We start from the raw sequence: 13843 nt of genomic DNA on the forward strand, positions 1-13843 counted from the left end.
GAATATAGCTTAGGAAGTTTTTGTAAATCTTCAAAACCAAAGTAAAAATAATAACTATTACACAAGTATGTGAAGTATCAGGCCAAGATTTCTCGTCTAATTAGATATAACTGATTAACTCTTATTTTGCTAAGGAAAAAAGATAAGAGTCGGTTTGCTATGGTCAATTTTCGATTAAGGGGGTGCGTAATGGAATCAGCTATTGAAACAGTAGATTTAGGGAAGATGTATAAACTAGGAACAGTCGATGTGGAGGTATTAAAGGATGTTAATGTAATTATTCACAAAGGTGAGTTTGTTTCAATTATGGGACCATCTGGTTCAGGGAAAAGTACCCTTTTATATTTGATAGGTGGGCTTGATAAACCAACCTCAGGCTGCATCAGGGTCAATGGCAAAGAGATTTCTAAAATGAAGGATAAAGAAGAAAGCTCCATGCGCAGAAAAGAAATAGGATTCGTCTTTCAATTTTATAACCTAATACCCAATTTGACTGTAGAAGAAAATATTGTACTACCAATTTTATTAGACAGTAAAAAAATAAAAAATTATAAGCAGGAGCTCAATGAAATTTTGACAATTGTAGGGCTTTCAGATAGAAGAAACCATACTCCTAAGGAATTGTCGGGAGGTCAGCAGCAAAGAGTAGCTATTGCCCGAGCGCTAATTAACGAGCCTGAAATCATTTTAGCAGATGAGCCCATAGGAAATCTCGATTCCAAAACGGGAACAGAGGTTATGGAACTTTTGAAGACAATTAATCTGGAAAGAGGAAGAACTATTATCCAGGTTACTCACTCCCGAGAAGCCGCGGATTATGGTCAACGAATCATCAACCTAAGGGATGGGAAGGTATGTCAATGATGAAAAAAGTAGTGATAGGACTCACCTTGATCTTAACGATATCAGGATGTAGTAAAGAACCCGTAAAAAATAATGAAGAAAACGTGACAAAAGTTGAAACTACGCAGGTAGTCGAAGCTTTTGGCACAGTTAAGTCTACAGATGTTAAAACGATAACTATCGATTTCATGACAGTTGTTTCCAAAATTAACGTTGTAGAAGGGCAAAGAGTCTCTAAGGGCGATGTTTTGGTTAGCTTAAACTCTCAAAACTATCTGACCCAAATTAGAAACAAGGAACTTGATATAAAAACATTACAAATTGAATTGGCTGGTTTAAATAGGGATTACGAGACGAAAAGAAGTAGTTTAGAAAAAAGCGCTGATCCAGAAATTATGAGATATATCAATGATCAGAAACATGCCCAGGTTTTACTTAGTAAAGCTCTTGAGGACTTAAAGGCCAGAGAATCTTTGTATGCTGCAGGCGCTTTATCCTTAAAAGAGCTCAATGAGTATCAACAAACTGTCAAAGACAAGGAAAAGGCCGTTGCCGATGCAGTTTTTTCGGAAGAAAACACTAGGAAAAGAATTCAGCAAGAGATAGACCAGTTGCGAACATCTATTGATCAGAAAAGCCTTCAAGTTACCTCTAAGGAGCTTGAGCTTAAAGCAATGCAGGAAAAGATGAACAAAAGCTACATACAGGGTAATGAGATTATCGCAGATGTTTCTAATGGAGTAGTCACTGATCTTGGCTGCACTCAGGGAGATATAATTATTGATCCGGAGAAAAAACTTTTGAGTATTCTCAATAAAGACAGTGTTTTGATTGAGGCGAATGTGGCGGAGGAATTTATTAAGGATGTAAAGATCGGCGCAGAAGTTATCATAAGCCCTGACGCCGATAAATCGCGAACTTACAACGGAAAAGTATTATTTATTGCAGAGAAAGCAGTTCTGAAAAACAATGAAACGACTATTCCTGTGCGCATATCCATTGAAAATCCGGATGACTTTCTGCTTCCCGAATTTAATGTCGGTGTAAAGATAAGTTTCGATAGTCCAAAAGTTGATGCCAAAGAATAATCAAGGTGCTGCGCAGGTTCTTGGTTTAGGACTGGGGAGTTTCTTTAGGAGTGATAAGATTGGGCATAATCATCAAGTTTATATTTAAAAGTATCGGTGAAAAGAAACTGCGGACTTTTCTGATCGTTTTATCAATTGTTTTATCCTCGGGAGTATTTTTTGCCTCAATAGCTATTTCCGGGAGTCTAGAGGAAATGATTATCAAGGGAATTAAAGATTCAATTGGTAATGCTGATATAATAATTACGCCCACTGAAAAATCCTCTTCTCCGTTTTTCTATATCAATAAAGCAGAGAGTTACAAAGATCGTACAGAATATATTATTGGAGAGATTCAGGAAAATGCGGTTTTCAAACCCGATAGGAATGAAGAAATAAGCATTAACTTGACAGGAGCATCTATCGAAGATGTCCAAACAATGAACCCCTTTACAATTGAGCAACAGTATAATTTATATCCTTTTGAGGGCAGGAAGATCTTCATTGGCAAATCAGCTGCAGAAAAGTATCAATTGAATGTAGGCGACAGCCTGGAACTGGAATTCGGACAAGGACAACAAACCTCTAGACAAAAGTTCACGGTGAGTGGAATAGGCTCCTCGACTGGCTTTTTTAAAGGAACCTCAAAATCAATCCCTGCCGTCGTACCCCGGGACTTCTTAAGTAATTATAATAATGCACGAGGTAAGGTAGGGACTGTCTATATTAAGCTGCTTAAGCCTGAAGATAAACAGGAAATGATTCAGCTGTTGTCAAATGACTATAAAGACTACAGGGTGTTTGAACTATTCCCTTTTGAAGAAATAAAACAGGAAACTTTGATGATCTCGGCTATATTTCTAATGTTGTCATCCATTGTTTTTTTTATGAGCATTTTCATTATTTACTCATCATTTAAGGTGATTACGACAGAAAAGCTGCCAATCATAGGAACCTTTAGAAGTATTGGGGCTACCAAAAGGATGACAAACTTTTTATTATTAGGAGAAAGTCTTCTTTATGGTATCGTTGGCGGCATTTTAGGATGTGGAGTAGGAGTAGGGATCTTATATCTTATGTCTTATGCCTTAAGTAGAATGGTCAATGGTTCTGAAGGAATGGAATTTCAAACTACAATTCAGTTTTCGGGATTGAATTTTGTACTTGCCTTTATGATGGCAGTAGTTCTTTGTTTTGTCAGCTCAATCATCCCTATCTTAAAGGTATCTAAAATCCCAATCAAGGATATCGTTCTGAACTCAGTGCAAAAGAATACTACACGAAAAAGGTTATGGCTGATACTGGGCCTAGTATTTATGGTTGCTGCTTTGGCGTCTTCCTTTATTGAATCCAACGATTTAAGGCCGATCTTTGGCAGCATAGGTATGATAATGACTCTTACTGCTATCGTAATGCTTGTACCCTATATTACTTCCGTTTTTGTAAAGATCTTTGAAACCTTGTATGTTTTTGTCTTTGGGAACATAGGTATACTTGCGGCTAAAAATTTGAGAGAGAATCAAAACATAATTAATAATATTTCTATGTTGGCAATAGGCATAGCCTGCTTACTTCTAATTAATACAGCCAGCTATGATAATGTCATAAGCATAACTGATCAGTTCAAGAATTCTTTATATGATATCGAAATGTATACGAATAAAGCGGATAGGAATATTGAGAAGCGATTACTTATTATTGATGGTGTACAAGAAGTATATGGGGATTATGAGGCTTATGGAATAGAACTGACAGATAGAAATGATCGGATTTCTCGCCTTAAAGGGATTGATAAAAGCAAGATTTTAGATTTCTGGAATATCGAGATGAATGGAGATATTGATGAAACCTTTGAAAGACTTGATGAAGGTCGCAATATTTTAATAACCCATACATTAAGAGAAAAGTTGAATTTAAAAGAAGGGGATCTGGTAAACTTAAAATTAAAAAGTGGCGAAAAGGGCTACAAAGTGATTGGATTCTTCGATGATTTTGCAACAAATAAAAATATTGGTTTGATCTCTCAAAGATTTTTTAAAGCTGACATGCAGTATAAGTATTATTCAAGTATTTATATTAAGACATCCAAAAATCCTGAGGACGTGCTGAAAAGAATTGAAGCTGAATTTATAAGACTAAAGCCCTACTTACAGACTAAAAGCAAACTTCAAGAAGAATATTTGAGTTCCAATCAACAAGTAACTTTACTGATGTCTGGTTTTTCGATTCTAGCAATCGTTATTGGTGTTTTTGGAGTATTGAACAATCTGCTAATAAGTTTTCTTGTCCGTAAACGTTCTCTTGCAGTTTTTAAATCAATAGGAATGAGTAAAGTTCAAACAGTTAAGATGATTTTTATTGAAGCTGTTACCGGGGGTGCGATAGGAGGACTTTTAGGTGTAATAGCAGGAACCTTAATGATTGTAATTTTAGCTGGAACAAATAACTCAAAGAACATACATTTCCCGATAAGTTCCTATATAATATACGTTTTCGGTGGTATAATTCTAATGGTTATAGCCTCAATAATTCCTGCCCTAAAATCTTCAAAACTTGATATTGTCTCGTCCATAAAACTTGAATAGATCCACTGCACAAGATAATATCAATATCTGAGAAATTATTAGGTATAAACCACTAATGAGGCTCGATGTTTATTGTTAAAAGGAGATTTAAGAAATGTTATTAATTGAGATTTTGAAAGCGGTTATTCTGGGTATCGTTGAGGGAGTTACAGAGTGGCTGCCTATTAGTAGTACGGGGCATATGATTTTAGTCGACCAGTTTATACAACTTAATATGAGTGAAGCTTTTAAAGAGATGTTCTTTGTCGTTATTCAACTTGGGGCAATCCTTTCAGTCGTTGTTTTATATTGGAAAAAGCTAATCCCGGTATCATTTACAAAGAAGGCATCTATAAAATACGATACAATCATACTATGGTTAAAAATTCTTACTGCCTGTCTGCCAGCGGCAATTATTGGTCTGTTGTTTGATGATCAAATAGATGCTCAGTTTTATAACTATCAGACGGTTGCTGTTACCTTAATTTTGTACGGGATACTGTTTGTCGTTATCGAAAATCGAAATTCTAATTTCAGGCCTAGGATCAATAATTTATCCCAAATCACCTATAAAACCGCTATGATCATTGGAGTATTTCAAGTTTTGGCACTAATCCCGGGCACATCCCGTTCGGGTGCAACTATTTTGGGGGCTATCTTAATAGGTACATCCAGAACGGTCGCTGCAGAGTTCACCTTTTTCTTAGCTATTCCAATTATGTTCGGAGCTAGCCTTCTCAAAATATTAAAATTTGGTTTAGTGTTTACTAATGCTGAACTTGTAATTTTATTAACTGGAATGGTAGTTGCTTACATGGTATCAATATTATCTATCAAATTTTTAGTCGGATACATTAAGAAGAATGACTTTAAGGCCTTCGGTTGGTATAGAATTATCTTGGGAATTATTGTTTTGCTTTACTTTTTAATTGTAAGTTAGTCCTTACTAAGTACTAAAAGAGGAAATTATCAAAACTGTGAGCTAAGAAAAGGAAGAGGAAGTCCTCTCCTTTTCTTTTATATAGGGATTTTGTCGTTTTTCCAGGGAGTTCTTAACAGTTAAAGAACGTAGCTATGATAAACCCTTGCATTCCAATCAAGCTAAGACACCTGTTTCTTAAGCAGGTGTTTTTTATTTTGCTTAGGTGGAGTTAGAGTCCTCCAAGTCTCTATGTACCCTTTAGTTGAAGGGGCTCACTGTATTATTACGCGGTAATAATTTTCTTCGAGGAGCTTTTTGAGGGTCATGACCTGAGCTGCGTCGATGGTCTCTAATTCTAGTTCTACCTTTGCGTAACTGATGGGTATATCTAAGGTTTCTCGCCGATGGGAAACGGCAAGCACATTCGCCCCCTTACTTGCAATTAACTGTAAGAGTTGAGCTAGAGCACCGGGGCGATCACTAATAACAGTCGTAAGAAAGCACTTACGACCATTTTTAACGAGTCCTTTGTCAATGGTGCGCGCCAGGATATTAACATCGACGTTGCCGCCGCTTAGAACTGCAACGATTTTGCGATTTTTGTAATGTGACAACCTATGTATTATTCCCGCAGCAGCGGCGGCCCCTGCGCCTTCGGAAACAACTTTAGCACTCTCTAGGAACAATAACATTGTACTGGCAATTTCATCCTCATCCACGGCCACTATATCGTCAACATATTTACTTACAAGTTCAAAAGTAAGTTCACCAGGTGTTTTAACGGCAATCCCATCAGCAATGCTTGGAGTCCCATTAATTGTAATTGGGTGCTGATTGTTAATCGATTCAATCATCGAAGGATTATTTTTACTTTGCACACCAATAATTTTGATGGTGGGATTTATAGTTTTGAGTGCCAGAGCAACACCTGAAATTAATCCGCCGCCACCAATTGGCAAGACGACAACTTCGACATCAGGCAGATCATCAAGAATTTCCAAGGCAATAGTACCTTGCCCGGCAATTACCTGTGGATCATTAAAGGGGTGTATAAATGTTGCTTGGGTTTCCGACTGAATGCGTCGTGCTTCATTGTAAGCCTCATCGTAGGCTTCGCCATGCAGAATGACTTCTGCACCATACTTGCGTGTGGCAGTTACTTTGGAAAGGGGAGCGTGCAAAGGCATGACAATTTTTGCTTCGATTCCGTAAATTGCGGCGGCTACTGCGACCCCTTGAGCATGGTTGCCAGCCGAAGATGCGATCACACCCAGTGCCTTTTCTTGGTCAGTCAAGTTAGCAATTCTATTGTACGCTCCTCTAATCTTGAAAGACCCGGTGCGTTGAAGATTTTCCATCTTTACAAAGACCTGATTACCACTCATATTACTTAAACGAGGATTAAAGACTAAAGCTGTTTTATAGGATACTCCTTGGAGAGTAGTTTTGGCATTTTTAATATCTGCTAGAGAAATATTCATAGAGTGGTTCCTTCCCTTGTAATTTATTGGTTCAAGCTATGTGAACATTACTTTAGTTTGTTCATTCGGAGTATGATCTATGAAAAAAATGTAAAAAAGATAGTCAGAACATCCAGTGTTCTGACTATCTTTTATGGGCAGTATAAGTTTTTAACTATAATCTATTATTCAATGATTCCAAAGCCTCTCATAGCGTGTATTATGTGGAGTTTCATTGCGGTTTTTGCTCCTTCAGCATCTCTTTTTGCTAAAAACTCCATAATCATACGGTGATCATTCAAAGTGTTTTGAATCATTTCCTCATTTGTGTCAGATAATAGAACTCCCTTATCAATCGCTTGATAGAGGATAGGCATCAGCCGATTCATAAATTCATTGTGGGTCGCCTTAGCTATGGATTTGTGAAATGCTTGTTCTGCCTCTGTTCGATCTTCCTTTTTTAAAATTAATTCTTCTTCGAGTCTGCCATAATATAAAATTCGTTCGAGCTCCCGATCGTTGGCCCGTTTAGCTGCGTAATAGGCTGATTGAGGCTCAAAGATCAGACGCATTTCATAGAGATCCTTTACGTCTGGTTGGAGTGTGGAAAGTTCTTTGAGGCCCAAATCTTCATTCAAATCAAGATTATTCTTAACAAAGGTGCCTTTACCACGATAAATCTCTAAAACATTATGTGCTACTAAAATACGGATAGCTTCGCGTAATGTAGTACGGCTAACTTGTAGAACTTCAGATAGTTCAATTTCGTTAGGGAGTTTGTCTCCTGAGCTGAATTTCTTATCTATAGTAATCATTGCCAGGATATTATCCGCTACATTTTCTGCCAGACTTCTTTTTTTCCTTGTCATGACGGCCCCCCTTAAGTGAATACTATTAATACTGTATCCCAATATCTTTAAAAAGCAAGTTTAAATTCTTAAGTTTAATTTGATATATTCAAAACAAAAAGGCAACCATCAATTCTTTAATTTGATGATGCCCTTTTTTGTTAGGAGAGAGACTTCGTATATTAACCGTTTCTATGAAATTTAACAAGTTAAACTAAATTCTCAAAAGAAGATCTACTCATCGTTGTGAATTGATTTTTGGCTGTTTGATAGGCTTCTATGGCATCATCCTTTAGGAATGTAGACTCTTCTTGGATCTTTTGGGTTAGATCTCTTTTCATTGCTATTGCTTCTTGCGAATCAATCTGGCCATCGCCATTTGTATCATATTCCAAGATTTCTGCGGCCGTATATTCACTTGAGGTTAACAACGCCTCTGTCGAAGTTGAAGATCCGCTCTTAGAGGAATCGGCTAGTCTTGGAACAGAGGTAGCCGGACTAGAATTTCTTGAATTAGAGGTTGTTGAGGTTGCCTTGCTTGAATCATTGCCTTGACTTTTGTTTCCGGGCCCTTGTCCACTTTTTCCTGAGTCTGTCGAAAGGTTACTTGAAGCTGTAGAATTGGTAAAAGTATCACCATCATAGCTTGTGTCGGGGTCACTGCTTATAGTGCTTTGGTTGTCGATTAAACCTTCATCTTTGTTCTTCGTCGAGCTTTTATTGTTTTCGATATAGTGACTATTCAGTAAGGATGATGCTTCTGAACTGATGGATGAAATAGACATATAAACCTCCTTTCCTTTTATAAGGTTATTTAGTTATCGATTGTAATTCTTTGAGTTAAGTTTGAAAACGCTTAACTTGTTACTTGAAATTTAATCCATGCTTGTTTAGGCGGTATAGGAGAGTTGGACGAGAAATCCCCAGATACTTTGCTGTCCTGGTCTGGTTATAATTATTCTTCTCTAAGGCTTTAATTATTAGACGCTTCTCTAACTCTTCTAATGAGAAACCTCCTTCAGGAAGATTGATGATAGGATCCGAAGTAGCCTTCTCAAAGTTCTCTAGTAACTCGCTAGGAAGATGTATTGGCAGAATTTCATTGTTTTGGCAAACAATTAGTGGTCTCTCAATGGCATTTTGCAATTCTCTTATGTTACCTGGCCAATCATATCGAGTCAGAATTTTCATGGCTTCAGGAGAGATCTTCTTGGTATGGGAAGGATCAAATTTTCCTAAGAAATGATTAACTAAGAGAGGGATATCGTCTTTACGCAATCTTAATGGCGGCATTTTGATTTGCATCACATTTAAGCGATAATAGAGATCTTCTCTGAAGGTTCCATTAGCAATGGCTGTGGAAAGTTCAGCATTAGTGGTAGCAATGACCCTTACATCGATTGGTATTGTTTCAGTTCCACCGACTCTTTCAAAACATCTTTCCTGTAAAACCCTGAGTAATTTTACTTGCATGCTTATTGGCATGTCGCCGATTTCGTCTAAGAGGATGGTACCTTTATCGGCCATCTCAAAACGGCCTTTTTTTCTGGTTGTCGCCCCGGTAAAGGCCCCCTTTTCATGCCCAAATAATTCACTTTCCAGCAGGTGTTCAGGAAGGGCGGCACAGTTCACCGCTATAAAGGGCATATTTCCGCGGTTACTGGCTTTGTGGATTTCTACAGCTGCAACCTCTTTACCGGTTCCGCTTTCACCGGTTATCAAAACTGTTGCATTAGTTTTGGCAACCTGCTGTATTAATAGGGCAACTTCTTTAATGGCATCACTTTGTCCAATCATTTTCCCGTATTTCTCGCCTAACTCTTGACGCAGGTAACTTACTTCATGTTCCAAATTGGATAAATGCAAAGCCTGTTTTACTTGGATTTTTAATTCATCAAGTTTAAAAGGCTTGGTTATATAATCAGTAGCACCAATTTTCATAGCTTCAATGGCGGTCTCGATAGTTCCGTGAGCAGTGATCATAATCACCGGTATATTAGGGTTTATACTCTTGAGCCTTTTTAAAACTTCTAGGCCATCAATATCAGGCATTTTCAAGTCCAATATAACCGTTGATGGTTCGGTTTCAAGTGCCAGTTCAATACCTTGTAAACCCCTTGTTGCAGTAACAACTTGATATCCCTCGTGACTTAACGCCCTTTCTAAGGCCCAACACATTCTTTCTTCGTCATCGATTACCAAAATTCTTGGAATCAAGAATATCACTCTCCTAAGCAGAATTAGGGTGTCACTGGTAGTTTGATTGTAAAGGTTGTACCATTATAAGGAGTGCTGTCCACATCGATCATTCCACCGTGTAGCTTAATGCTTTGATATGAGATAGATAGGCCTAATCCTGTACCGGCTTGCTTAGTAGTAAAGAAGGGGTCAAATATTCTATGAATATCCCCTCCCGAGATTCCTTCGCCTGTATCAGACAAGCTGACAATAACTATATCATCCGTTTGACTTGTTGTAATATCTAAATTGCCGCCGGAAGGCATAGCTTCAGCAGCATTTACTATAATATTTACGAATACCTGTTTGAGTTTTTCGGTATCTGCGAGGATTTTGGGAAGCTTAGGATCTAGGTGAAGTTGAACTTTTACCTCTTGTTTTCGTAACATTGCTGCTGAAAATGATAGGACTGCCATAATTAGATCATTAATTGAACACTCTCGAATAGAAACTTTAGTCGGCCGTCCAAAGTCTAACAGTTCTTGAATTACATTGTCTTGTCTGTCCACTTGTTCATCTATTGCCCGTGTATATTCCTCGATACCACTCATCTGAGAATATTCCTGTTTCATTAGGTCGACTAAAGTTTTAATAATACCGATGGGATTTCGTAATTCATGAGCTACACCTGTAGCTAATTGTCCTAGAGCTATGAGATGTTCAGATTGCCTTAGTTGATCTTCCAAACGTTCCTTTTCACTTAAACTCTCGGCCATGCGATTAACAGCCCGAGCCACCTCTCCCAGTTCACCGGACATTTCAGGTAATAGGTGGTGTATATCATATTCCATACGATGTAACCCTCGCTTTAAGCGATCTACTCCAGTAGTGATATTGCGTATTGTTCTTAGAGTAGCAAACATGACGACGGCTAATACGCCTAATGTAGAATACCGCAGCAATTTTCGATAAAAACTGCTTTGATAAAAAAACGGGTTAAGGCGCTCCCCGGCCCACATAACTGCAACTACTTTCCCTTTAAGGACAACGGGTGAAATGTATTCTACTACTTGATCATCAAAAGACCCGGAGATTCGAAAGAGGGGCTCTTTACCCATTTCTGCAGCAACAAGGCCTGATTTGGTACTTGCAAATATTTCTTTCTCTCTCTGAGTTTCTTCGGCGGGGGATAGGTTTCGATAATTATGTAAGAAACCCAATACTGTAATCTTTTCTGCTTGCGGAACATATAAACCGAAGCGAATACCGGAATTTGACGGAATATATGGTTCTACAACTTTAGTGAACTCGTTGTGCAGAAGGTTGGGGGATAAATTTTCAGGTTCAAACCCTAAAGAATCGAGATTTACCGAAAGTTCTTGATTAGTGCTTTTTACTAAAGCTGCAAGCCTCTGTTCCTTATCAAAAAAGATTACTTGGTCTGTTTGAGAAGCAAAGAAAATGTCGTACATTAAGGCTAATAAAGGGACAAGCATAATAAATGCAAAAATTGTAACTAGCTGATTGGTAAGACTTTTTCTCTTGAACGACGATAGGAAATCCTTATGGATGCCCAAAACAACGCCACCTCCAACTACCAGTGGATTCTATTAGTTGAATTATATAATACATTTAGCTGTAGCAAAAGATACATTTAGGCGGAATTCCGAGAAAAAATCTAATAATCTAAGCAATAGAGAGGAAAAGCAGGTTAACCAATGAATTTGTACTTGCTTTCCTTATGAAGAAGTATAGCATTTGCTACACTTCTTTTTTTAATGGTCATAATAAATGCATAGAATATCAGCTAATTGACGTTGGCACAGTATTTGCTATATAGAGAATTATATCACAAACCAAGGAGGGGGGATATCTCTTTAACTCAAGGTAACTTTTTACTAAATTACAAAGGAGAGATTGGTATGAGTGGAGCGGCAAAAACGAGCTCTTTAAAAACTATCGTCTATCTAGGATTATCGATCAGTGCGTATGTACTAATTTTCTTTAACATTGATCAATTAAATGGTTTCTATTTAAGCAAAGGAATAATTCCAGCAGTTTGCCTTTTAGGCACCGTCATCGGAATCGCATTTTTGTACGGGACAGCGATATCTCATACTCTAAGCATACTAGGCTTAGAAAGTAAACATTAGAAAGGGGGCTTCACCAATGGCTGGAGAAGCAGTTAATCTAGTTGGAGAGGTTATGCGGTTTATAGATATTACCCCAAAAACGGGACTCTCTATGATAGGACTTGGTTTTTTAGGAGGAACATTAAGCGGCTTTTTAGGAAGCGGTGGTGCCTTTGTAATGACACCAGGCATGATGGCCTTGGGGGTTCCCGGTATCGCAGCAGTAAGTTCGAATCTTGCTCATAAATTTGGTAAAGCAATGGTTGGGGCCAGGAAGCACTCTAAGATGGGAAATGTCGATGTCAAGCTCGGCGTGTTCATGGTAGCTTTTCTATTACTTGGAGTTAGATTAGCGGTTATTCTAAATGAGTCAATTTTTGCTAGTATGGGCAAGGAAGGTTCGAACTTGTATATTAGTGTAGTTTTTGTTGTTCTGTTATCCGGTCTTTCGGTTTTTATTTTAAGAGATATTTCTAAGCCAAACTCTAATAAGGGTTCAAGTGAACCGTCGGGATTAGCAGCTAAATTATCAAGCTTAAATATTCCACCTATGATCTATTTTAAAGTTGCTAATGTTCGTGTATCCTTATGGCTCGTTGCGATTATCGGTTTAGCAACCGGATGGTTAGCTGGAACAGTAGGTGTAGGAGGATTCATTGGAGTTCCAGCCATGATATATCTTCTGGGTATCCCTACAATGGTGGCAGCAGGGACAGAATTATTCTTAGCTATTTTCTCAGGTGCCTCAGGGTCCTTTCAGTATGCTATGAATGGTTTTGTGGATATTCGGCTGGTTTTACTGCTATATTTGGGATCTCTTTTAGGACTCCATATTGGGGCCAACGCCACTAAAATGGTTACTGAATTGCAAATTAAATTTGTAATGGCTATGGTAATTGGTATGTCTGCTCTAAGCAGAGCCTTTGCTATTCCCAAATATTTGACTGACCTGCATATGATGAACCTATCTAATGGAGTGGCTGGTCTTCTTGATTTGGCAGCTACAGTTACTCTGTACGGTGGTGCTATTATAGGCGTATTGATGATAATTCGGTATATTGTTCGATATAAACAGGCCTCAAAAGTAAACTCACTGAGCTCGGTTCAGAGTACCCTAAAGCGTGATCTTGCCTAATTTAACGCCCCTAATTTCATAAATCGAGGTGGTAATATAGATGAATCAAGGAAATCTCTTTAAGGTACTTCTTTATTTTGACGGAACCCCACATTCTTTGTCAGCTGCTGTTTACACAGCAGATTTGCTAAAAAGAATACCTCATATGTCCCTAAATATCGTACATGCGCAAGAGAGTGTTGAGGGAGTGTTTATACCGGGTGAATACAATTTGATGGGCCAGTGGTCATCAGATCTCTGCTCTGTGAAACAGGAAGTTAATAAAGCGAGTCAGGATTCTAAGATTATTGCTAAAATAAATGAGATATTCTTTAAAACAGGGCAGGATGTCAGTCAAGAAGTTATCTTTGCTAATTCGAATATTCCAGATATCGTAGACTCAATCATTGATTATTCGACCAAACAGAGACCTGAATTGATCATCATGGGTACAAGAGGGCCAAGCAGCTTTAAGGGCTTAATGCATGGAAGTTTAGCCCATAGTGTCCTGAATAAATCTAAAATACCGGTATTACTGATTAAGAAACTGCCTCAGGAATTTATTGATGAGTTTTGCTCTTCTTCGTCAGAGAAGTCTGGTCGTCGCAAAGGGCGAAGAAATCACTTATATGAGGTGAAAACAATATAATAGCATTCAGATTAAAGTCTAGGAGAGTAATAATCGCCTAGTCTTTTTTTGTGGTCTTTTCAGCGA

12 protein-coding genes are annotated in these 13843 nt (G+C 38.0%); 7 read left to right on the forward strand and 5 right to left on the reverse strand.

Annotated features, from left to right (window positions below; translation table 11 throughout):
- The first annotated feature begins 189 nt into the window (after nucleotides 1-189).
- From DESMER_RS03185 to DESMER_RS03200, 4 genes are all read left to right on the forward strand, one after another.
- Nucleotides 190-864, forward strand: coding sequence for an ABC transporter ATP-binding protein (locus DESMER_RS03185; RefSeq protein WP_014901620.1), 675 nt, complete (start codon nucleotides 190-192; stop codon nucleotides 862-864).
- Nucleotides 861-1931: an HlyD family secretion protein gene (locus DESMER_RS03190; protein ID WP_014901621.1), complete on the forward strand. Its 1071-nt coding sequence runs from the start codon at nucleotides 861-863 to the stop codon at nucleotides 1929-1931. Before DESMER_RS03185 ends, DESMER_RS03190 begins: the two co-directional genes overlap by 4 nt.
- Nucleotides 1932-1981: 50 nt before the next feature.
- Complete coding sequence (locus DESMER_RS03195; RefSeq protein ID WP_242831044.1) at nucleotides 1982-4495, forward strand: ABC transporter permease; 2514 nt, start codon at nucleotides 1982-1984, stop codon at nucleotides 4493-4495.
- A 94-nt stretch (nucleotides 4496-4589) separates the two neighbouring features.
- Nucleotides 4590-5414 (forward strand): undecaprenyl-diphosphate phosphatase, encoded by an 825-nt coding sequence (locus DESMER_RS03200; RefSeq protein WP_014901623.1) that lies wholly within the window; start codon nucleotides 4590-4592, stop codon nucleotides 5412-5414.
- 254 nt (nucleotides 5415-5668) lie between these two features.
- On the opposite strand, the gene ilvA is transcribed toward DESMER_RS03200, so the two are convergent.
- The 5 genes from ilvA to DESMER_RS03225 form a co-directional block, all read right to left on the reverse strand.
- Entirely contained in the window at nucleotides 5669-6877 is a 1209-nt protein-coding gene (ilvA, locus tag DESMER_RS03205; protein ID WP_014901624.1) for a threonine ammonia-lyase, read from the reverse strand.
- Between the two features lie 164 nt (nucleotides 6878-7041).
- On the reverse strand, nucleotides 7042-7725 hold the full coding sequence (locus tag DESMER_RS03210; protein ID WP_014901625.1) for a FadR/GntR family transcriptional regulator: 684 nt from the start codon (nucleotides 7723-7725) through the stop codon (nucleotides 7042-7044).
- A gap of 188 nt (nucleotides 7726-7913) precedes the next feature.
- A complete protein-coding gene (locus tag DESMER_RS03215; RefSeq protein ID WP_014901626.1) occupies nucleotides 7914-8489 on the reverse strand; it encodes a hypothetical protein in 576 nt (191 codons plus the stop codon).
- Nucleotides 8490-8568: 79 nt separating this feature from the next.
- Nucleotides 8569-9921, reverse strand: a complete 1353-nt coding sequence (locus DESMER_RS03220; RefSeq protein ID WP_014901627.1) for a sigma-54-dependent transcriptional regulator — start codon at nucleotides 9919-9921, stop codon at nucleotides 8569-8571.
- Nucleotides 9922-9944: 23 nt separating this feature from the next.
- Nucleotides 9945-11378: a sensor histidine kinase gene (locus DESMER_RS03225; RefSeq protein ID WP_427854279.1), complete on the reverse strand. Its 1434-nt coding sequence runs from the start codon at nucleotides 11376-11378 to the stop codon at nucleotides 9945-9947.
- Nucleotides 11379-11804: 426 nt separating this feature from the next.
- Here DESMER_RS03225 and DESMER_RS03230 point away from each other — a divergent pair, with 426 nt between their 5' ends.
- From DESMER_RS03230 to DESMER_RS03240, 3 genes are read left to right on the forward strand one after another with little or no spacing between them, the layout of a single operon-like run.
- Nucleotides 11805-12035 (forward strand): hypothetical protein, encoded by a 231-nt coding sequence (locus tag DESMER_RS03230; protein ID WP_014901629.1) that lies wholly within the window; start codon nucleotides 11805-11807, stop codon nucleotides 12033-12035.
- A 16-nt stretch (nucleotides 12036-12051) separates the two neighbouring features.
- Nucleotides 12052-13149 carry a sulfite exporter TauE/SafE family protein gene (locus tag DESMER_RS03235; RefSeq protein WP_014901630.1) on the forward strand — a complete coding sequence of 366 codons (1098 nt, stop codon included), beginning with the start codon at nucleotides 12052-12054 and terminating at the stop codon, nucleotides 13147-13149.
- A gap of 40 nt (nucleotides 13150-13189) precedes the next feature.
- Nucleotides 13190-13777, forward strand: a complete 588-nt coding sequence (locus DESMER_RS03240) for a universal stress protein (RefSeq protein WP_014901631.1) — start codon at nucleotides 13190-13192, stop codon at nucleotides 13775-13777.
- The last annotated feature ends 66 nt before the right edge of the window (nucleotides 13778-13843 follow it).

It is taken from the genome of Desulfosporosinus meridiei DSM 13257, assembly GCF_000231385.2.
Taxonomy (GTDB): domain Bacteria; phylum Bacillota; class Desulfitobacteriia; order Desulfitobacteriales; family Desulfitobacteriaceae; genus Desulfosporosinus; species Desulfosporosinus meridiei.

Excerpts from the sequence above, each read along its gene's own strand:
- DESMER_RS03185 (WP_014901620.1), top strand. The coding sequence starts at position 190 with ATGGAATCAGCTATTGAAACAGTAGATTTAGGGAAGATGTATAAACTA.
- DESMER_RS03190 (WP_014901621.1), top strand. The coding sequence starts at position 861 with ATGATGAAAAAAGTAGTGATAGGACTCACCTTGATCTTAACGATATCA.
- DESMER_RS03200 (WP_014901623.1), top strand. The coding sequence starts at position 4,590 with ATGTTATTAATTGAGATTTTGAAAGCGGTTATTCTGGGTATCGTTGAG.
- ilvA (WP_014901624.1), bottom strand. The coding sequence starts at position 6,877 with ATGAATATTTCTCTAGCAGATATTAAAAATGCCAAAACTACTCTCCAA.
- DESMER_RS03210 (WP_014901625.1), bottom strand. The coding sequence starts at position 7,725 with ATGACAAGGAAAAAAAGAAGTCTGGCAGAAAATGTAGCGGATAATATC.
- DESMER_RS03215 (WP_014901626.1), bottom strand. The coding sequence starts at position 8,489 with ATGTCTATTTCATCCATCAGTTCAGAAGCATCATCCTTACTGAATAGT.
- DESMER_RS03225 (WP_427854279.1), bottom strand. The coding sequence starts at position 11,378 with ATGCTTGTCCCTTTATTAGCCTTAATGTACGACATTTTCTTTGCTTCT.
- DESMER_RS03230 (WP_014901629.1), top strand. The coding sequence starts at position 11,805 with ATGAGTGGAGCGGCAAAAACGAGCTCTTTAAAAACTATCGTCTATCTA.
- DESMER_RS03235 (WP_014901630.1), top strand. The coding sequence starts at position 12,052 with ATGGCTGGAGAAGCAGTTAATCTAGTTGGAGAGGTTATGCGGTTTATA.
- DESMER_RS03240 (WP_014901631.1), top strand. The coding sequence starts at position 13,190 with ATGAATCAAGGAAATCTCTTTAAGGTACTTCTTTATTTTGACGGAACC.